This window comes from Maritalea sp., from assembly GCF_051251695.1.
Taxonomy (GTDB): domain Bacteria; phylum Pseudomonadota; class Alphaproteobacteria; order Rhizobiales; family Devosiaceae; genus Maritalea.
Map to the genome: position 1 here is coordinate 90,827 of NZ_JBPOEU010000010.1, position 20,267 is coordinate 111,093.

The 20,267-nt window shown below is 51.3% G+C and carries 18 protein-coding genes; 12 read left to right on the top strand and 6 right to left on the bottom strand.

Features of this window, described 5'->3' with window-relative positions; all coding sequences use genetic code 11:
• Positions 1–150: 150 nt before the first annotated feature.
• From ACSHWX_RS07775 to ACSHWX_RS07815, 9 genes are all read left to right on the top strand, one after another.
• Positions 151–1,476 carry an aspartate aminotransferase family protein gene (locus tag ACSHWX_RS07775; protein WP_435667635.1) on the top strand — a complete coding sequence of 442 codons (1,326 nt, stop codon included), beginning with the start codon at positions 151–153 and terminating at the stop codon, positions 1,474–1,476.
• Positions 1,477–2,967, top strand: coding sequence for a CoA-acylating methylmalonate-semialdehyde dehydrogenase (locus tag ACSHWX_RS07780; protein ID WP_435667636.1), 1,491 nt, complete (start codon positions 1,477–1,479; stop codon positions 2,965–2,967).
• Between the two features lie 34 nt (positions 2,968–3,001).
• Positions 3,002–4,252 (top strand): Zn-dependent hydrolase, encoded by a 1,251-nt coding sequence (locus tag ACSHWX_RS07785; protein WP_435667637.1) that lies wholly within the window; start codon positions 3,002–3,004, stop codon positions 4,250–4,252.
• Between the two features lie 221 nt (positions 4,253–4,473).
• Positions 4,474–4,743, top strand: a complete 270-nt coding sequence (locus tag ACSHWX_RS07790) for a GIY-YIG nuclease family protein (protein WP_435667685.1) — start codon at positions 4,474–4,476, stop codon at positions 4,741–4,743.
• A gap of 204 nt (positions 4,744–4,947) precedes the next feature.
• The gene (hydA, locus tag ACSHWX_RS07795) at positions 4,948–6,402 is read left to right on the top strand and encodes a dihydropyrimidinase (protein ID WP_435667638.1); all 1,455 of its coding nucleotides are present in this window, start codon (positions 4,948–4,950) and stop codon (positions 6,400–6,402) included.
• 229 nt (positions 6,403–6,631) lie between these two features.
• Positions 6,632–7,417, top strand: a complete 786-nt coding sequence (locus tag ACSHWX_RS07800) for an ABC transporter ATP-binding protein (protein ID WP_435667639.1) — start codon at positions 6,632–6,634, stop codon at positions 7,415–7,417.
• Complete coding sequence (locus ACSHWX_RS07805) at positions 7,407–8,306, top strand: ABC transporter permease (protein ID WP_435667640.1); 900 nt, start codon at positions 7,407–7,409, stop codon at positions 8,304–8,306. The genes ACSHWX_RS07800 and ACSHWX_RS07805 overlap by 11 nt, the downstream gene beginning before the upstream one ends.
• On the top strand, positions 8,303–9,166 hold the full coding sequence (locus ACSHWX_RS07810; RefSeq protein ID WP_435667641.1) for an ABC transporter permease: 864 nt from the start codon (positions 8,303–8,305) through the stop codon (positions 9,164–9,166). Before ACSHWX_RS07805 ends, ACSHWX_RS07810 begins: the two co-directional genes overlap by 4 nt.
• A gap of 51 nt (positions 9,167–9,217) precedes the next feature.
• Positions 9,218–10,207 (top strand): ABC transporter substrate-binding protein, encoded by a 990-nt coding sequence (locus ACSHWX_RS07815; protein ID WP_435667642.1) that lies wholly within the window; start codon positions 9,218–9,220, stop codon positions 10,205–10,207.
• 135 nt (positions 10,208–10,342) lie between these two features.
• Here the strand turns inward: ACSHWX_RS07815 and ACSHWX_RS07820 are convergent, their stop codons facing one another.
• The 3 genes from ACSHWX_RS07820 to ACSHWX_RS07830 all read right to left on the bottom strand — a co-directional run bounded on the left by ACSHWX_RS07820 (position 10,343) and on the right by ACSHWX_RS07830 (position 13,960).
• Complete coding sequence (locus tag ACSHWX_RS07820; RefSeq protein WP_435667643.1) at positions 10,343–11,491, bottom strand: MFS transporter; 1,149 nt, start codon at positions 11,489–11,491, stop codon at positions 10,343–10,345.
• Positions 11,484–12,245 carry a DeoR/GlpR family DNA-binding transcription regulator gene (locus tag ACSHWX_RS07825; RefSeq protein ID WP_435667644.1) on the bottom strand — a complete coding sequence of 254 codons (762 nt, stop codon included), beginning with the start codon at positions 12,243–12,245 and terminating at the stop codon, positions 11,484–11,486. Before ACSHWX_RS07825 ends, ACSHWX_RS07820 begins: the two co-directional genes overlap by 8 nt.
• An 80-nt stretch (positions 12,246–12,325) precedes the next feature.
• Positions 12,326–13,960, bottom strand: a complete 1,635-nt coding sequence (locus ACSHWX_RS07830) for an ATP-binding cassette domain-containing protein (protein ID WP_435667645.1) — start codon at positions 13,958–13,960, stop codon at positions 12,326–12,328.
• A 219-nt stretch (positions 13,961–14,179) separates the two neighbouring features.
• Here ACSHWX_RS07830 and ACSHWX_RS07835 point away from each other — a divergent pair, with 219 nt between their 5' ends.
• Positions 14,180–14,410 carry a hypothetical protein gene (locus tag ACSHWX_RS07835; RefSeq protein ID WP_435667646.1) on the top strand — a complete coding sequence of 77 codons (231 nt, stop codon included), beginning with the start codon at positions 14,180–14,182 and terminating at the stop codon, positions 14,408–14,410.
• 523 nt (positions 14,411–14,933) lie between these two features.
• Here the strand turns inward: ACSHWX_RS07835 and ACSHWX_RS07840 are convergent.
• Positions 14,934–15,521, bottom strand: coding sequence for a histidine phosphatase family protein (locus ACSHWX_RS07840; RefSeq protein WP_435667647.1), 588 nt, complete (start codon positions 15,519–15,521; stop codon positions 14,934–14,936).
• A gap of 83 nt (positions 15,522–15,604) precedes the next feature.
• Positions 15,605–16,639, bottom strand: coding sequence for a TRAP transporter substrate-binding protein (locus ACSHWX_RS07845; RefSeq protein WP_435667648.1), 1,035 nt, complete (start codon positions 16,637–16,639; stop codon positions 15,605–15,607).
• 305 nt (positions 16,640–16,944) lie between these two features.
• On the opposite strand from ACSHWX_RS07845, the gene ACSHWX_RS07850 reads away from it, so the two are divergent.
• Together ACSHWX_RS07850 and ACSHWX_RS07855 are read left to right on the top strand one after the other, a co-directional pair.
• Positions 16,945–17,382, top strand: coding sequence for a universal stress protein (locus ACSHWX_RS07850; RefSeq protein WP_435667649.1), 438 nt, complete (start codon positions 16,945–16,947; stop codon positions 17,380–17,382).
• Positions 17,383–17,395: 13 nt separating this feature from the next.
• On the top strand, positions 17,396–18,949 hold the full coding sequence (locus ACSHWX_RS07855) for an alanine/glycine:cation symporter family protein (RefSeq protein ID WP_435667650.1): 1,554 nt from the start codon (positions 17,396–17,398) through the stop codon (positions 18,947–18,949).
• Positions 18,950–19,188: 239 nt separating this feature from the next.
• Here ACSHWX_RS07855 and ACSHWX_RS07860 read toward each other — a convergent pair whose 3' ends face one another.
• A complete protein-coding gene (locus ACSHWX_RS07860) occupies positions 19,189–20,160 on the bottom strand; it encodes a carbon-nitrogen hydrolase family protein (RefSeq protein WP_435667651.1) in 972 nt (323 codons plus the stop codon).
• Positions 20,161–20,267: the final 107 nt, after the last annotated feature.

The window sequence follows — 20,267 nt, forward strand, 5'->3', positions numbered from 1 at the left end:
GTTCAAAATCTTTTCATCACGCACAAATTAAACTTGACCAACTGGTCAGATTAGTTAATGATTTTATCAAATAGTCAATTTTTGGAAAGCGTTAAATTCGCGAAACTTAAAAAGACTATACCGCAGCGAACGAGGAGGGGAGGTGCGGAAATGAACGACGCCACCACTGTACCTAATGATCTGAACGCGTTTTGGATGCCGTTTACGTCCAACCGCCAATTCAAAAAACAACCACGCATGTTCGTTGGTGCAAAAGACATGCACTACACCACAAGCGATGGCCGCCAAGTGCTCGATGGCACGGCTGGCCTATGGTGTTGTAATGCCGGTCATTGCCGTCCCAAAATTACCGAGGCTATTCAAAAGCAAGCTGCGGAAATGGATTACGCGCCTGCGTTCCAAATGGGTCACCCAAAAGCGTTTCAACTTGCAACTCGGCTGACCGACATTGCGCCAGATGGCATGGACCATGTGTTTTTCACCAACTCTGGTTCAGAGTCTGTAGAAACAGCCCTAAAGATCGCCCTCGCCTATCAACGTGTTAAAGGCGGCGGCGCGCGAACCCGCTTGATCGGGCGAGAGCGCGGTTATCACGGTGTTAATTTTGGCGGTATCTCAGTTGGCGGCATCATGCCAAACCGCAAAATGTTTGGCACCTTGTTGGCAGGCGTTGACCATATGCCCCACACCCATTTGCCTGAAAAGAACGCTTTTACGCGCGGCATTCCAGAACATGGCGGCGATTTGGCCGACGAGCTGGAGCGTATTGTTGCGTTGCATGACGCGTCAACTATCGCAGCGGTCATCGTAGAACCAGTTGCTGGCTCAACCGGCGTGCTTGTTCCGCCTAAAGGCTATCTCAAACGTTTGCGCGAAATCTGTACGAAACACGGCATTTTGCTGATCTTTGACGAAGTCATCACCGGCTTTGGCCGTTTGGGCTCTCCGTTTGGCGCACAGCATTTTGACGTGATGCCGGATATGATCACCACCGCCAAAGGCCTGACCAACGGCGTGATCCCTATGGGCGCAGTTTATGTGACCAATGAAATCCATGACGCGTTTATGGAAGGTCCTGAGCACATGATCGAGTTCTTCCACGGCTACACCTATTCAGGCAACCCAATCGCCAGCGCGGCAGGTTTGGCCACGCTTGAAACTTATGAAGAAGAAGGTCTGCTGACCCGCGGCGCAGAATTGGCGTCCTATTGGGAAGATGCCCTGCACTCTTTGAAGGACGCCAGACACGTTATTGATATTCGCAATATCGGGTTGATCGGCGCGATTGAGCTCGAGCCAATTGCTGGACAGCCAACAAAACGCGCGTTCTCATGCTTCCTTGATGCCTATGAGCGCGGGCTGCTTGTGCGCACCACGGGCGATACTATTGCCCTCTCCCCGCCATTGATAATCGAGAAATCGCAAATTGATGAGTTGGTAGATATCATTCGAACCGTATTGAACGAGGCTGACTAAATGTCGACCATCCAAAACGCCATCAATGGCCAAAAGGTCACTTCTGTTTCTGACAACCGTGTGCCGGTGTTTAATCCCGCAACTGGCGAACAAAGTGCTGAATTGCCTCTTTCCACTGTGGAAGAAGTCAACGCAGCGGTCGCGGCTGCAAAAGCAGCGGCACCGGCTTGGGGAGATACACCGCCCCTAAAACGCGCGCGTTTTATGTTCAAATACAACGAGTTATTGAACAAGCACGCAGACGACATCGCGCGTGAGATTTCCAAGGAACATGGGAAAACCCATGACGATGCATTAGGCGAAGTGACCCGCGGCATCGAGGTCGTAGAGTTCGCTTGCGGCATCCCTACCTTGTTAAAAGGCGATTATAGTCGCAATGTTGGCCCGTCCGTCGACACATATGCCGACCGCAAGCCATTAGGCGTTGTGGCTGGCATCACCCCGTTCAACTTCCCTGCAATGGTCCCCATGTGGATGTTCCCTGTGGCCATCGCTTGCGGCAATACATTCGTGCTCAAACCCTCCGAGCGTGACCCATCGGCCCCCATGCTTATTTGGGACTTGTTCCAAGAAGCTGGGTTCCCCGATGGCGTATTGAACGTTGTACATGGTGATAAATTGGCCGTGGATACGCTTTTGGATCACCAAGACGTCAAAGCGATCAGCTTTGTCGGCTCTACCCCAATCGCAGAATATGTCTATCAACGCGGCACAGCTGCTGGCAAACGCGTACAAGCACTTGGCGGCGCTAAAAATCACATGATCATCATGCCGGACGCGGACATGGACAAAGCCGCCGACGCCCTGATGGGCGCAGGTTATGGTTCGGCTGGCGAACGGTGCATGGCAATTTCTGTCGCCGTTCCAATTGGCGAAAAAACCGCTGACACGTTGGTCGCAAAGCTTAAGCCGCGTGTTGAAGCCTTAAAAGTTGGCCCTGCATCAGACAAAGACGCTGAAATGGGCCCGCTCATCACCAAGATGCATCAGGACAAAGTTTCTGACTATATCGACCAAGGCGTCGCATCAGGCGCAGACCTTGTTGTTGATGGTCGTGGATATGCACCGCAGGGTTATGAGAACGGCTATTATGTTGGCGGCACATTGTTTGACCGCGTGACGACTGACATGTCGATCTATCAAGAAGAAATTTTCGGCCCCGTTTTGTCGGTTGTTCGCGCAGGCGACTACCAAGAAGCCGTTGATATGATCAACGCGCATCAATACGGAAACGGCACCGCAATCTTTACCCGAGATGGCGATGCAGCCCGTGAATTTGCCGACAAAATCGAAGTGGGTATGGTCGGCGTTAACGTGCCAATTCCCGTGCCAGTGGCTTACCACAGCTTTGGCGGCTGGAAGCGCTCATCGTTTGGCGCGCACGGCATGTATGGTCCAGAGGGCGTACATTTTTACACACGGCTAAAAACGGTCACCACAAGATGGCCAGGCGGCATTAAAGAAGGCGCAGTTTTCAACTTCCCGTCGTAAGCAACATAAGTTTGAATATTTGAGGGACGAGCACATGACAGCACCAGGCACCAACCAACGTATCAATAGCGATCGGCTATGGGACAGTTTGATGGAAATGGCGAAAATCGGACCCGGTTTGCGGGGCGGCAATAACCGCCAGACCGTCACCGATGAAGATAGCGAAGGCCGTCACCTGTTCCGTAAATGGTGTGAAGACGCTGGTATGAGCATGGGTGTTGACCAGATGGGCAACATGTTCATGCGCCATGAAGGCACTGACCCTAACGCCCTTCCCGTTTATGTTGGTTCGCATTTGGATACCCAGCCAACCGGCGGCAAATATGATGGCGTTTTGGGCGTTCTTTCTGGCCTAGAAATCATCCGCACCCTGAATGATCTAAACATCAAAACCAAGCACCCGATCGTTGTGACCAACTGGACCAACGAAGAAGGCACCCGCTTCGCCCCCGCCATGCTTGCATCCGGCGTTTTCGCTGGTATGCACACACAAGACTGGGCATATGATCGCGAAGATGCGGAAGGCAAGAAATTCGGCGCGGAACTGGAACGTGTCGGCTGGAAGGGCGAAGAAGAAGTGGGCGCACGCAAAATGCATGCCTTCTTTGAACTCCATATCGAGCAAGGTCCAATTTTAGAGGCCGAAGGCAAAGAAATTGGCGTCGTAACCCATGGCCAGGGCCTTTCATGGACGCAGTTCACGATCACCGGCAAAGAAAGCCACACCGGATCAACTCCAATGCCAATGCGCAAAAACGCGGGTCTTGGCATGGCGCGTGTTTTGGATTTGGTCGACAAAGTCGCTTGGAGCCACAAGCCCGACGCCGTCGGCGCGGCTGGCCATATCGATGTCTATCCCAACTCACGCAATGTGATCCCGGGCAAAGTCGTCTTCACCGTCGATCTACGCTCACCAAGCCTTGCAACCATTGAAGACATGGAACAACAAGTCGCCATTGGCGCGATGAAAATTTGCGAAGAAATGGGCCTTGGCATCGAGATTGAAAAAGTTGGCGGCTTTGACCCAGTTGAGTTTGATGAGAAATGCGTGACCGCAGTGCGCAACGCGGCGGAACGTCTGGGCTATTCACACCGTAATCTCATTTCCGGCGCTGGCCACGACGCCTGCTGGATCAACCGCACCGCCCCAACCGCCATGGTGATGTGCCCCTGCGTTGATGGTCTTAGCCACAACGAGGACGAAGACATAAGCCAAGATTGGGCAGCGGCGGGGACTGATGTGTTGTTCCATGCGGTTGTGGAAACGGCGGAGATTGTTGAATAGGTACAAGGTTTAAGGTGACCCCGGATCAAGTCCGGGGAGGCCAAAAGGAAGGGTGGGAGTTACCCCTTGGGCACTCCAGCACTCAATGCGGAATGAGACGAAAGCCAATGGGCGGAGGCAATCCAGCACCTTACGCGGGATAACATAAGCCCCACAGGGGCATTCCCGGCCTTGAGCCGGGATCGACAGAAAAGGAAAAAAAGCTGAGCTACTATGTCTACATCCTCGCCAACAAGCCTGAAGGCGCAATCTATGTGGGATCAGCGAGAGACTTAAGGCAGCGAGTGGAGCAACATCGGAGCGGTGAGGTTGAGGGACATACAAAGAAGTATAACATCAAAACGTTGGTTTTCTTTGAACGCTTTGACGAACCTGATGAAGCCATTGCAATGGAATACCGTCTGAAAAAATGGCGACGCGAGTGGAAGGATAAGTTGATCGAGAAAGCAAACCCGGAATGGCGCGACATTTCCGCTGACATTCCTTATTAGGGCTTAAGTTGACCCCGGATCAGCCTGCGCGGCGCGAACGCCACTTTTTGATACGGGGATGCCAAGGGTAAAATCGACTTGTCCCCACAGGGGCATTCCCGGCCCTGAGCCGGGATCAAAAGGGGAAAAATACAAGCGCAACAGCGCAGACCAAAATCGAACAAAGCCGCAAGGCACCACAAATTTCTTTGGGAGGAGGAACAAATGGCATCGAAAGTGATCAAAGGCGGGACAATTGTCACCGCAGACCTAACCTACGAAGCAGACGTTAATATTGAAGGCGGTGTGATCACCGAAATTGGGCCTGGCCTTTCCGGCGATGAAACCTTGGACGCAACCGGCGCATACATTATGCCCGGCGGGATCGACCCGCACACCCACCTCGAAATGCCCTTTATGGGCACTTATTCCAGTGATGATTTTGAAAGCGGTACCCGTGCAGCGGTTGCGGGCGGCACCACGATGGTTGTGGATTTTTGCCTGCCCGACCCAAACCAGTCTTTGCTTGAAGCCATTGCCCGATGGGACAATAAATCCTCCCGCGCCAATTGCGATTATTCCTTTCACATGGCGATCACATGGTGGGGCGAGCAAGTCTTCAACGAGATGCCCGAGGTCACCAAACGCGGCATCAACACGTTCAAGCATTTCATGGCCTATAAGGGCGCGCTGATGGTGGATGATGATGAAATGTATTCATCATTCAAACGCTGTGCCGAAATTGGCGCCCTGCCCCTCGTCCATGCAGAAAATGGCGACGTTGTTGCGCAACTCCAAGCCCAATTGTTGGCAGAAGGCAACAATGGCCCAGAAGCACACGCCTATTCTCGCCCTCCCGAGGTGGAAGGCGAAGCCACCAACCGCGCGATCATGATTGCTGATATGGCGGGTGTTCCGGTTTACATCGTTCACACCTCAAGCGAACAAGCCCACGAGGCTATTCGCCGCGCACGGCAAAACGGCATTCGCGCATTTGGCGAGCCGCTAATCCAGCACCTAACGCTTGATGATGGCGAATATGCGAACGCAGATTGGGACCATGCCGCCCGCCGCGTTATGTCCCCGCCGTTCCGCAATAAAAAGCACCAAGACAGCCTTTGGGCAGGTCTTCAGTCAGGCAGCTTGCAAGTGGTTGCAACTGACCATTGCGCGTTTACGACAGAGCAAAAACGCAATGGGCTGAATGATTTCACGCTGATCCCGAACGGCACTGGTGGCCTTGAAGACCGGATGCCGATGCTTTGGACCCACGGCGTGGCCACTGGCCGCTTGACCATGAACGAATTCGTGGCTGTTACTTCCACAAACATCGCGAAAATCCTGAATATGTACCCGAAAAAGGGTGCGGTTTTGGTGGGTGCTGATGCTGACCTGGTGGTATGGGACCCTAACAAAGAGAAGACGATAGGCGCAGCCACGCAACAATCTGCCATTGATTACAACGTATTTGAGGGCAAACACGTTAAGGGCCTTCCGCGCTACACATTGAGCCGAGGCAAAGTGGTGGTTGATGACGGCGCGGTAAAAACCGAAGAAGGTCACGGTAAGTTCGTTGCTCGCGAACCCTACAGCGCCACCAACAAAGCCCTGTCGCAGTGGAAACAAGTCACCGCACCACGCAAGGTGGAACGCACTGGCATTCCGGCAAGTGGGGTTTAGTTGAGTATGGCCAGTACTTGCCCTAGCGAATGCAGTGGACGATCGTCGAACCGACAAAAAAGTTTCTCACCGAGCGCAGATTCCAGTATTCCAGATTCTGTACGCAACGTCGACGAGGGATTGATGAAGTGTGCCTATTGCGGATGTGTTTATGGTCGCATTACTAACCAGAAGTTCGGCCATTATAATAATGGAGTGATTGGGCATGGCTGGTACGGAGCAAATACTCATGACGAATAACACCGTAATACAAACCAACAATCTGGATCTCACCTTCGAAACCAATGACGGGCCGGTCCAAGCGCTTCAAGGCATTGATCTAACCGTTGAACTTGGCGAATTTGTTTCGTTTATCGGTCCATCCGGTTGCGGTAAAACCACGCTTTTGCGGGTGATTGCAGATTTGGAGAAGCCGACCGGGGGCACGATACAAGTTAACGGCATGACGCCAGAACAAGCGCGGATGAAACGCGCTTACGGTTATGTGTTTCAGGCTGCAGCACTTTACCCTTGGCGCACGATTGGCGGCAACATTTCCCTTCCGCTTGAAGTGATGGGCATGTCAAAAGCCGAGCGCAAAGCTCAGATCAAGAAAAACCTTGAGCTGGTCAATTTGGAAGGGTTTGAGCAAAAATTCCCATGGCAATTGTCCGGTGGGATGCAACAACGCGCTTCGATTGCGCGGGCGCTGAGTTTTGACCCAGACATGCTGTTGATGGATGAACCGTTTGGCGCATTGGACGAGATTGTTCGTGATTACTTAAACGAGCAACTTTTAGAACTTTGGGCGAAGACTAAAAAGACCGTGGTGTTCGTCACTCACTCCATTCCCGAAGCGGTGTTCCTCTCCACAAAAATCGTTGTAATGAGCCCCCGCCCCGGCCGCATTCATGAAGTCATTGATTGTGATCTGGGAGAAAATCGCACCCTTGATATTCGCGAAACGCCGCGCTTTATCGAAATTGCACATCAAGTGCGTGAAGGTTTGAAATTGGGGCACGCACATGACGAGTAGTCGAGAAGGATTTGCCGCATTTTTGCATGATCGGCTGATCCCGATCGGTACCGTTTTGCTGGCCATTTTTGTTTTATGGTACATTTTCACTGCCGTTTTAAACGCACCATTTGAGCGCGATCAGGCGGGACGTGCCGGGGTTGAGATTTCCACCACTCAGTTGATTGCCAACACGATGGCGCAAAAACGCCCCGTGCTGCCAGCTCCACATCAAGTGGTTGTCGAGATATGGCAAACCACGGTTGAAAAGAAAATCACATCCAAGCGGTCACTGGTTTATCATACTTGGGTCACCCTTTCTTCAACCCTCTTAGGCTTTGCCCTTGGCACTGGTTTGGGCGTGTTGCTGGCCGTGGGCATTGTCCACTCTAAAGTGCTCGACAAAAGCCTGATGCCTTGGATCATCACCTCGCAAACCATACCCATTTTGGCGATTGCCCCGATGGTGATCGTGGTGTTGAACGCGATTGGCATTTCGGGGCTTTTGCCCAAAGCGATTATTTCGATGTACTTGTCATTCTTCCCCATTGCCGTTGGTATGGTGAAGGGTTTGCGTTCCCCCGAAGTAATGCATTTGGATCTTATGCACACCTACAATGCCAGTCGATCCCAAGTATTTTGGAAATTGCGCTGGCCTGCGTCAGTGCCATTCCTTTTCACCTCCATGAAAGTCGCAGTTGCCATCAGCTTAGTTGGCGCGATTGTTGGTGAATTGCCTACCGGTGCATCTGCTGGTTTGGGCGCGCGATTGCTATCCGGCTCGTACTATGGCCAAACCATTCAGATTTGGTCTGCACTCATCGCAGCGGCAGTGTTGGCCGCATTGCTGGTCGTGTTTATCGACATTATTGGCCGCGCGGTCACCAACAGCATGGGGGCAAAAGCATGAACATCAGTTGGATCATTGCGGCTCTGGTTTTTTGGATTGCGACATGGGCGATCAACCAGGTTTTGGCCAAAAGACGCTTTAAAGACAAAGTGGTACAAGGTGGCGTGGATGTATTGATTCCGATTTTGTTTGGCGCGGCCCTGCTGGTGTTGTGGGAAGGCGTTTGCCAGGGCTTTAACGTCCCCACAGTTTTATTGCCACCCCCATCAATGATTTGGGCGCGGATTACCTCTTCGGTTGATATCTTGTTCGCCGATTTTCAACAGACCTATATGAAGGCGGTGATCGCCGGGTTTGTCATGGGGTGTGGTTCGGGCTTTATCGCCGCCATCATTGTGGATCGCATTCCGTTTTTGCGCAAAGGCTTGCTGCCGGTTGGCAACCTTGTCGCCGCCCTACCCATCGTGGGTATCGCACCGATTATGGTGATGTGGTTTGGCTTTGATTGGCCGTCAAAAGCTGCCGTTGTTGTGGTGATGACCTTCTTCCCCATGTTGGTGAACACGGTTGCGGGCCTGGCTGCGTCCGGTCATATTGAACGGGACTTGATGCATACTTATGCATCGAATTATTGGCAGACATTGTTCAAGCTGCGCTTACCCGCAGCGATGCCGTTTATTTTTAATGCGCTTAAAATCAATTCCACATTGGCATTGATTGGCGCGATTGTTGCCGAGTTTTTCGGCACCCCAATTGTTGGCATGGGTTTCCGTATTTCCACCGAGGTGGGGCGGATGAATGTCGACATGGTTTGGGCTGAGATTTTTGTCGCAGCCCTCGCCGGCTCGCTTTCATATGGGCTGTTGGCTCTGTTGGAACGAGCAGTTACTTTCTGGCACCCATCTTATCGGTCAAAATAAGAACAAGAATTACCGGTTGGATATTTGAAGAATTATTGAGGAGGAGAAAACATGAAGAAAACACTCGCACTAACCCTTGGACTGGCAACCAGCTTAATGGCCGCCACATCCGGCTTTGCCGCCGATAAACTTACCTTGCAACTCAAATGGGTTACCCAGGGCCAGTTTGCTGGCTATTATGTCGCTAAAGACAAAGGCTTTTACGACGAAGCGGGTTTAGACATCGAAATTAAAGCCGGTGGCCCGGACATCGCACCGCCTCAAGTGATAGTTGGTGGCGGCGCTGACGTGATTGTTGATTGGATGCCATCTGCTTTGGCATCCCGGGAAAAAGGCGTGCCGTTGGTCAATATCGCCCAGCCATTCAAGCGTTCGGGTATGATGCTGACTTGCCTTAAGGAAACTGGCATTACCTCACCTGACGATTTTGCCAACAAAACATTGGGCGTTTGGTTCTTTGGCAACGAATATCCATTCCTTTCATGGATGAGCCAGCTTGGTCTTGCAACTGATGGCAGCGATGGTGGTGTGACCGTATTGAAGCAAGGCTTTAACGTTGATCCATTGTTGCAAAAGCAGGCGGATTGCGTTTCCACAATGACCTACAATGAATATTGGCAGATCATTGATGCGGGCCTTTCAGAAGATGATTTGGTTACCTTCAAGTACGAAAATGCCGGCGTTGCAACATTGGAAGACGGTCTTTATGTGCTCGAAAGTTCACTCGAAGACCCAGCGATGGTCGACAAACTCGCGCGTTTTGTTCAAGCTTCTATGAAGGGCTGGCGCTATGCTGAAGAAAACCCAGATGAAGCTGCAGACATCGTTCTAGAAAACGACGATACTGGCGCACAAACAGAAGAACACCAACGTCGCATGGTACGCGAAGTTGCCAAGCTTACCGCTGGAACTGACGGTCGTTTGAGCGAAGACGACTATAACCGTACAGTGGAAACTTTGCTGGCCGGTGGTTCTGACCCTGTGATTTCTGCCCCACCATCTGGCGCTTGGACATCAGTGGTTACTGACAAAATGATGTAGGGTTAATCCCAATTGCATCGAACTTTGAACGCGGCCTTCGGGCCGCGTTTTTTGTTTAATCAGTGCCTCATTCCAATTGTATGCGGAACCTTTTCTTTCCCTTCGGCATGAGCCGTTTCCGAGTTTATCGCATCGTCACTGCGGATCGGGCGATGCCCGAAGCACTCTTGATAAAAACACAATGACGAGTGCCAATGCGGCGAGCACCAAAAACGCGCCCCGGATGGACGTCGCGCCGGCAACAAATCCAATTAACGGTGGACCAAGCAACAAGCCGCCATATCCCAATGTTGAAACCGCAGCGATGGCAACGCCGGGGGATTTGGGTGAAAACTCAGCCGCTTTGGTAAAAGCAATTGGGATGATGAGCGCATAGCCCATGCCCATTAAGCCAAAGCCGATTAGCCCGAAAACAAATGTGCCGCTTATCACCGCTGCACTGCACCCCACCAACGCGAATAAACCGCCCATTCGGGCCGATAGTTCGCTGCCAAACCGCGCGATGATTTGCCCTCCAAGGAACCGCACAATCACCATGCCGATGGAAAACACTGTATAGCCAAGGGCCGCGTTCGCCTCCGAAGCGGAGGTTACAGATTTAAGGAAAATCGCCCCCCAATCCGCCATGCCCCCCTCACCGATTGCGGAACAAAAAGCAATGACGCCCACCGCCAACAACGGACCGCGCGGAATGGCAAACAGGGGCGGTTTGCTGGTGGGTTGATGCTGTGTGGATGTCCAAGAGATATTGGCAAACGCAAACGCAACAATGCCAATGCAGACCGCCGCAATCGCAAAATGCATAGCTGGCGAAAGCCCCGCAGTAACCGCCACAAATCCGGTTGCCGCCCCCAAACCAGCGCCCATGCTAAACATGGCGTGGAAACTGCTCATTTGGGGTTTGCCGTTGGCCTTTTCGACTTCGGTCGCCCAAGAATTCATCGCGACATCCATCGCCCCGTGAGTTGCCCCGAAAAAGAATAGCGCCACCGCTAAAAAATAGATGCTGGGGCTAACGCCCAACAAGATAAGCGCCAAAACGTAAAAGATCGCGGTAAATTTGGTAACGCGGAACGCGCCCAGTTTGTCGGCCAGGTGCCCCGCAACGGGAAACGACACAATCGCCCCAGCAGCCATAAGCAAAAGCAACAATCCGATGGACGTATGTGACAATTCAAAACGTTGCACGATGGCAGGAATGCGGGATGCCCAAATGCCGAACAATGCGCCGTTTAGCGCGAACATTGCAGAAACGGCATTCCAATATTTTTGGCCGTTAGACATACTCAACTACCACTCCGGCTTTTGCAAAGTCAGATGCGCGGCCCTGCTCTGTATCTGTGATCAATAAATCAATATCGGTGGTGGCCAGTGTTTTGTGGCGACTACGCGTATCCAGTTTTTCCTTCGTGGTCAGCACGATTGTGCGATTTGCAGCGTTCGCCATCGCGGTTTTAAGGCTGCTTTCTTCAAACTGGTCCGAACTCAATCCAAATTTTGGGTGTAAGGCGCATGCCCCTAAAAAGCACATGTCTGCGGCAATATTGCCAAGCGTGTCTTCGGCCATCGCGCCAACACTTATCCCCCCATAAGGGCTGACTTTTCCACCCACCAACATTGTTTCCAAACCAAGCGCGCTCGTCGCATCGGCAACGAGTGGAGCTGGGGTGACGATCAGACAGTTCGGCTTTTCACCCATCAGTTGAGCAAGTGCCAAAACCGTTGTGCCGCCATCCAAAACCACCGCCATGCCATCTTCGATGTGAAATAGTGCCTGCCGCACAATCGGTGTTATACCGGGATTTTTATGCACACTCCGCGCTCTAAGCGGGGCCACGGGCTTCGCAATTGGCACCGCCCCACCCCGCACACGCCGCACAAGGCCAGCATCCTCAAGCGCCAAAATATCCCGCCTGATTGTATCGAGCGAAATGTCAAACTCTTGCGCCAAGTCAAGGGCAACCAACTGCCCGCCATTTTTCGCGCGCTCCGCCAAGATGCTTTGGCGTGTATCTGGATTGTTTAGCTCAGTTGTCATATGGGTCAGCTTTGCGATTTACTGCAGCATTTTGCAATATACTGCATGAAATTGCATATTTATGCAATGCTACCGATCAACTACATTTCAACAACACGGTCAAACCGCTTCAAAAGCGCATCGTCGTGCGAGATGCAGATCAGCGTGAGGTCATCCTCATTTAGCAAATGATCGAGAACCAGGTCACGCGTTGCACTATCCAAATTGCTCAGTGACTCATCAAAAATCGTCACATTGTTCATGTGATAGAGCGCGCGCGCCATCATGATCCGTTTTCGCTCTCCACCCGAAACATTGCTTCCCCGTTCGCCGATGTTTTCCCCGGACTTGATCCGTTCCAACATTTGATCAGAAAGGCCCGCAATGCCAACCGACCAATCCAATTTGGCCTCATCGTCCTCGCCCAACATGATGTTGTCTGCAATCGACAGATTGAGAATATTCTCATCTTGGCTCGCATAGGTAATAGCTGGGTGAACCTTGTTAATGCCGAAACTTTCTCCATCAACCGTTTCAAAAACAACGTCGCCTTGGTCCGGCAATTTCAAGCCAGATAAAACATTCGCAAAACTGGTCTTTCCTGACCCGCTGGCACCGCGAAGCAACAGTTTTTCACCTGCCTTCAACGAAAGGTTGAAACGCTCAAGAACCGCGACGTCGCCGTGTTGGATTGTCACGTCCTTCACCTCAATTTGGTCCAGTTCACCCAATGTGGATTTCTTCACCGCAGTTTCAAAATCCCCTTCGCCCTCCACGAGTTTTTCAGCCAAGTTCTCAGCGGAGACGGCATTTGTGCGCAATTTCAGCAAGCCCCGATTAATGCGCCTTATCGGCATAAACATGGTGCCCGCCAATGCCAAAACCGTAGCCATATCACCCGCATTTAGTTTGCCCTGCTGCAGCAGATAAACGGAAAGAACCAACAAAGCGCCCAGGGTGATCGCGTAAATTGCAGAATTCCCAAGTCCCCACACTTGGTTGAGCAAATGAACTTTTAGCTGCAATTCTCGCTGACCATCAGCGGCGTCATAGAAACGTTGATCCAGAGAATAGTTTTTGCGAAAAATCTGGAATATTTCCCTGTTTCGCAACTGATCAAAGGCCTGCTCGGATACTTCTTCATCTATTTTGTTGGCACGTCGAATGGCCGGGCGAATGAAATTCTGGACAAAATACAACCAGACGAAGTAACCAACGGCACCACCCAACATGACGTAACACAAGGCTGGGTCCAACGCCGCAAACACTGCGCCAAATGCAAGCAGCAACGAATAGATGGGCAGCCCAACCGAATAAACCAAATGATCAACCGAGCTTTGAACAGCGCTTACGCCCCGCGACCAAAGTTCAAGCAATGTCCCTGTGCCATTGTCTTTACGCGCCACCGAATGCCCCAATAGGTGGCCAAAACTGGTCTTTTTGAGCAATAATGTAAACTTGGTCATAACCCGATCAGCAAGATGATCGGCAACGGCGCTGAACAGTTGGATCAGAAAATGCAACCCCGCATAAAGCGCAACCATTTGCATAAGCGCTGCCATCGCATTCGGTTCGTCGACGATTTTTTGCACAAAATCCCCGAAAAGAAATGGCTGATAAATGGCCAAAGCTTGTTGGATCAAATGAAAACAAGTCGCCAAAAGGAGCATCAAGAAATTTTTAGGCGACTTGAGTATTTCTTGAAACAGGCCGTTTCTGTGGCAATAGGCGAACATGCAGCCTCGCAAATGGTGATGTTAGGGATCCGGACCATAAATGCAATCGCACGCTTTTCCAATTGCTTCATTTAGGAATATCGTGCTTGGCAACGACCAACCTTATCCCCACCCATACAAACCTGCTTTACACTTTCATCCATCTTCTGCCCCAAGCGACCATCGACGGATGGCGGGGAAAGTTGAGTTTAACTCCGTTGTCATTCCCGCGAAGGCGGCATGAAAAAGCTAGGTGCCGAGGAAGCGAACACAGTTCGCAACGACGGCGCAAAAAAAGCTAGGTGCCGGGGTCGAGAGCGCAAGCGACCAACGGCGGCATGTAAAAAAGCTGCGCGTTTGGCAAAAGACCCAGAAAAGCACTTTGCTTTCGGTCATGTTCAAACGTTCAGTTTTACTCAGCGTAAAGAAGAAGCAGGTGACCTCGCGGGACGCGGCGGGGGAACGTTTTAGGACTGTTGTCCAGCCGGACACCGAAGGCATCCGTAGGCCGTTTGGCGGGAACTGTTTTCCGTCTTTGTGGGATCAATCAATCCCGTGATCATCAAAAAGGCTCCCTAAGGGAGTTCAACAGTTTTGATGGAACGCAGGTAAAGGGGATAGAAGGGTAAGCACCTCGGGGCGTCGGTTCTAACGCGCAAAACATCTGTTGCACGAGGCGTTTTTTGTCTCATTTCTTACGACCCATAACGAGACAATAATCGCCTCGTGTATCGCATATTAAAGCGTTGCCAGAAAAAGTGGGAACCGGCTTTTCGGTTCGGCAACGCGATCTAAAAAGACCATGAGAAACCCGAATGCGTTGGCATGTCGGGGATTTGGTGCAGCCCCCATCAATTCGTCACCCTCGGACTTGATCCCAGGGTCCACAATGAACTGGCCGCGCTGAAGGTCCGCATGGATACTCGGGTCAAGCCCGAGTATGACGAAGGTGGAGAGGAAGGGACGAAGTCATCGCGACCTAAATACTCATTAACTAGATTGAAGGGGGATTGCCAAGTTCATAGACCGTTTGCGACCAGTACCCCTCGCCATTGGCAGCAATAAGAGTCCAGTGACGTTTGTCCAATTCACTGCCAATAAGCCGGTTAAAAATACCATGGCCAACCAGTAAAATATCTTGATGCTGTTCTGCTGCCTCGATCAACAAGTCCACAGCTTGTGCGGCTCGCAATTTAATTTCGCGGAAAGGCATCGCATTTGCATGGAAGCCAAACAGCCAACCAAGGCGAAACAGAATGCTCCACATTAGAATTGGCAGTCGTAAAATGCGGCCCTCAGTGAACGGCATGCCAGCCTCACTAAACATTGGATCGATGCTGACATTCTGGTCAAGTCCAAGTCGTTTGCAAGACGTCTTGGCCCGTTCCAGATCAGAACAAAAGTGTGCGTTCACTGCGTTGGCTGAGTTCACTGCTAAGTTCGGTGGCGTTGAATCTTCAGCCAAATCGCCCGTCTCGTAAGCGCGGATCACTTGACCGAACTCGTTGGCGGTCACCCATCGGAAACGCAGGGCATCAAGATCAATTTCAGGACGCCCATGACGCATCAGTATGATTTTCATTGTATCCACCAAAAAAGGAACACCCAAACAAAAGGAGTGCCGGGTCCCCGACACTCCAATATTATGTACCAGCATTCAAGCCATTATTCGGCGTGTTTGGCGATCGCTGTTTGGGCTTTGGCCAACAGACCAGCCGCGTCAATGCCCGCGCCCGATGCTTCATCGACCCAACGCTGGATTACCGGTTTCAAGGCCTGTTCAAACTCAGCTGTTTGCTCAGGGGTCAACATGATGTGGGTATTGCCAGCGGCGACGGCTTGGGCAATGCCTTTGTCATCGGTCGCGGCCCAAACTTCGCCAAGTTCCTTCAACCATGCGTCGCCCGATGCATCACGGAACGCTAGTTTGATGTCCTCTGGCAACTCATCCCAGCGCGATTTGTTCATCGACATTTGGAACACAAGCGTGCCGAACCGCACCTTGTCAGCGCCTTCAATTTGGAACTGGGTTTGCTGTTCAAGCTTTAGCGCAGGGATGATTTCCCATGGCACAAAAGCCGCATCCACGGCTTTGGTGGCCAGGGCTTGGGGTAAGGCTGGAACGGGCATAGCCGCCGCAGAAGCACCTAGCGCTTCAATGGTCCAGGCACCGGTACGGGATGGGGTGCGGATTTTTAGGCCCTTCACATCTGCAGGCGTGGTCACGGGTGTTTCAACCGTATGTAGGCCATTGCCGCCATGCACATGGAGGAACATTACCTCAAGGCCCTTATATTCAGCTGCAAGGTCAGTTTCGAACAATTCCGCCATGGCCAAATTGGTTGCACCGGGATTGTTGGTGTGGACGAATGGCAGCTCAAAAACTTCGGTGCGCGGAAATACGCCGGGGGTATATCCGTTTACGGTCCAAACGATATCAACGATGCCATCGCGTGCTTGGCCGACCAATTCTGGTGGACGACCGCCCAGTGACATTGATGGGAAAATTTCAATGCTCACACGACCATTTGACGCCGCTTCAACAGCTTTGGCCCACGGCTCAATTGTTTCGGTTTGGGAAGGCGTCTTCGGCCCAAGGAAGTGGTGCAGCTTAAAGTTATATTCGGCCGCAATAGAAGATGCTGCTGACAACATGGAAATGCCAGATGCAAAAAGGAGTGTTTTAACTGAGAATGTCATGTTTGATCCTGTCCGGTCTCAACTTCAGTCAAGACAATTTGAGGGACTAATAATTGGGCGCACAATGATCAATATGGATGATCTGCGCAACCCCAAAATCACTGAAGCAAAAATAGCGAGAAAGGAATGTGTTTGCATATTCTTAACAATTTGCAATACTTCGAGAATAATCGCTCGATTGACGATTGTGGCAGGCGGGAGAAATCATTAGGGGCATCGCAATCACAAACCCACCAAGAGCATAGGCATTCTTGGAAAATATCCCGACTGCCGGGTTGGTGAAGGTGTGTGAGAGGAGAACTGCAATGTCTACTAAGCTCGTTGTTGGCCTAGATGGTCACGCGTCAGGGCAGCGCGCATTAGCGCACGCTCAGCATTTGGCTAAATTGATTGGCGATTGTGAATTGCTTGTCGTTTACGTCGTGGAATGGTCGCCATTTTCATTTCAAACACCGGAAGAAAATGCGGAACGACATAAACGTCGCGAAGAAGAAATCTCGACAGCTATGGAAAGGGTCATTGATCCGGCTCTAAAAGATTTGCAGGCTGCAGGCTTAACTGCCCGTGGCATCGTGCAACATGGCGATGTGGCAGAAACTTTAAATCGCGTTGCTGAACAGGAGAATGGCAGTCAAATCATCGTCGCCAGATCATCTGAAGGTGGATTTACTAAACGTCTATTTGGCAGTGCCACGTCAAACCTTGTCATGAGCGCAAGCTTGCCTGTGACAGTTGTCAGTTAATTGGGGGGAAATCATGAATAAAATTAAAGCAATTGCGCTGTCGTTGGCGGCGACAGCAGGAACTGTCACGCCTGCCTTATCGCAGGAAGCTATGACAATTGATCAACAGGTCAACGCCGTTTTCGCACAGGTTACTGGACCATTTGTAAGCCTGATCTTCTCACCATTTCCAGGCACCAACTTTCCATGGATTGTGATGTGGTTGGTGGTCGCTGCGACATTGTTCACTTTCTATTTCGCGTTTGTTCAAGCACGCTTTTTTGGCCACGCCATTAGCTTGGTCAAAGGCGACTATTCTGACCCGAACGATGCGGGTGAAGTCAGCCACTTTCAGGCGCTGACCACAGCTCTGTCGGGAACAGTTGGACTTGGAAACATTGCCGGTGTCGCTGTTGCGGTTGGCATTGGTGGCCCGGGCGCGACGTTTTGGATGATCCTGGCGGGCTTGCTGGGCATGGCATCCAAATTCACCGAATGTACTTTGGGCGTTAAGTACCGCAACGAATATGAAGATGGCACCGTATCTGGTGGACCAATGTATTACATCTCCAAAGGCTTCAAGGAATTGGGCCTACCGGGCGGTCGTATACTTGCTGTCCTGTTCTCGGTTTTCTGTATTCTTGGCGCACTCGGCGGCGGAAACATGTTCCAAGCGAACCAAGCACACGAACAGATTTCTGGCATCGTTGGTGCTTACCCAGGTTGGATTACGGGCATCATTTTCGCGGGCGTTGTATTTGCAGTTATCGTGGGGGGGATCAAATCCATCGCAAACGTGACTGAACGTGTCGTTCCGTTTATGGGCATCTTATACGTTGTAGCCGCCTTGGTTATCTTGATCGTGAATTATGACAAGATTGGCTGGGCATTTGGTCAAATCTTTGAAGGCGCATTCACTGGACTTGGTGTTGCAGGTGGTATGGTTGGCGCTTTGATACAAGGCTTCAAACGGGCAGCGTTTTCCAACGAAGCTGGTGTTGGCTCTGCGGCGATTGCTCACTCTGCTGTGCGCACAAAAGAGCCGATTACTGAAGGGTTTGTTTCCTTGCTTGAGCCCTTTATCGACACTGTGGTTATCTGCACCATGACGGCACTTGTGATTGTGATTACGGGTCAATTGATCCTGGATCCAGAAACGGGCAGATATGTGTTGAATGAAGCAGGCACTGCAATTTCTACGATCGATGGCAATTCGGGTGTCTCTTTGACATCAGCTGCGTTTGGCTCTGCCATAAGCTGGTTCCCGTTCGTACTTGCAATCGCGGTAGTATTGTTCGCCTTTTCAACCATGATCTCATGGTCATATTACGGTTTGAAAGCGTGGACCTACCTGTTCGGTGAAGGAAAAAACAAGGAATTGGTTTTCAAGATCTTGTTCTGCGTGTTCATTGTAATTGGTGCCGCTGCAAGTCTTGGTCCGGTTATTGACTTCTCTGATGCGGCGATCTTCTCGATGGCTGTTGTCAATATCTTCGCGCTTTATTTCTTGATGAAGCTTGTAAAGAAAGAGTTGGTTTCATATTCCAGCCGTCTTGAAAGTGGCGAAATCAAAAAATTCAAGCATTAAAACAAAACAGGCGCCCCGTTTGGGGCGCCTGCTCAATAGCGACAATCCGATTACTTACTCTCGAAAACTTATCGGTATCGCTGACAAGCAAGTAGAGCGGATCTTCGTCTTCCTCAATGGTCAAAAATGGAGCCGTCAGGTGAGCAGCGTCACCATTCCGTGCTGTGAACAGAACAAGCGGATAAGTTCATCACCCTTGCGGATGATTTCATTGACTGGCGAGCGTTTTAGAATGGTGCCTAATTCTGCTCGCTATCATCGAAAATAGCAGTCGTTTGACGTTGCCGATTTACATGTAATTGAGTGACATCAGGCCGTGAATAATGGCCAACAATGTCAAGATTTTGTCGTTCTTCACGCACGCGGGCATGATCAATTTCCACCACAAACAGGCCCTCATTGCCCATTTGCGGCTCCAAGATCCAATTGCCATCTGGGCCCGCAACAGCGGAACCTCCATTGGCAAAATGTTCGGGTGCGTTGTTGGTCAACTCGTCATAAAACGGCGTTCCAGCAGGAATATCAGATGGGCGCATGAGGCCGGAAACGGACACAACATAGGAACGGCTTTCAAGGGCAATAAACCGTGTAATATCTTTCGTATTGTGCGTGCCGCCGGGCCAAACCGCGACCCGTAAGTCTTCGCCCTGTGCATAAAGGGCAGCACGGGCCAAAGGCAGCCAATTCTCATAGCAATTTAGTCCGCCAACCGTGAACTCGCCAAGCTTGTGGGTGCGAAGGCCGTTTCCGTCGCCTTGCGCCCAAACCAGCCGCTCGTCATAGGTGGGTTGCAACTTGCGATGCACCGAAGCGATTTGCCCGTTCTTATCAATAAACACCAAAGAGCAATAAAGACTGTGCCCACCGCGATCTGGCGCCCGTTCCATGATGCCGATATAGGCAGACATTGAATGCTGTGCGCAGATTTTGCAGATCGCATCCAAATCACCGCGTTCGATCACTACACCTTGATCAAGATAATGGGCATACATGCGCTTTTGTGCAGGCGAATTGAACCGCGCCCCGTCCGTTAGCTCAACCCAAAATGGATAGCCAGGCACCAGCGCTTCGCCGAAGGTAACGAGGTCAACGCCTTTTGCTGCGGCGTCCGCTACAAAGTCCGTGACTTTGGCGATTGTCTTCTCTCGATCAAGCCAAACTGGCGCGATCTGAGCGAGTGCCACCGACAACTTATCTCTGCTTTGAACCATATTGCGCCCCTCAAACCCAAAATGCACCGCCATAAAGCGATGCATTTGGATTAATTTGTCAATTTGCACGACATGTCAAATGTCAGATAGAATTTTAAGTCTGATTC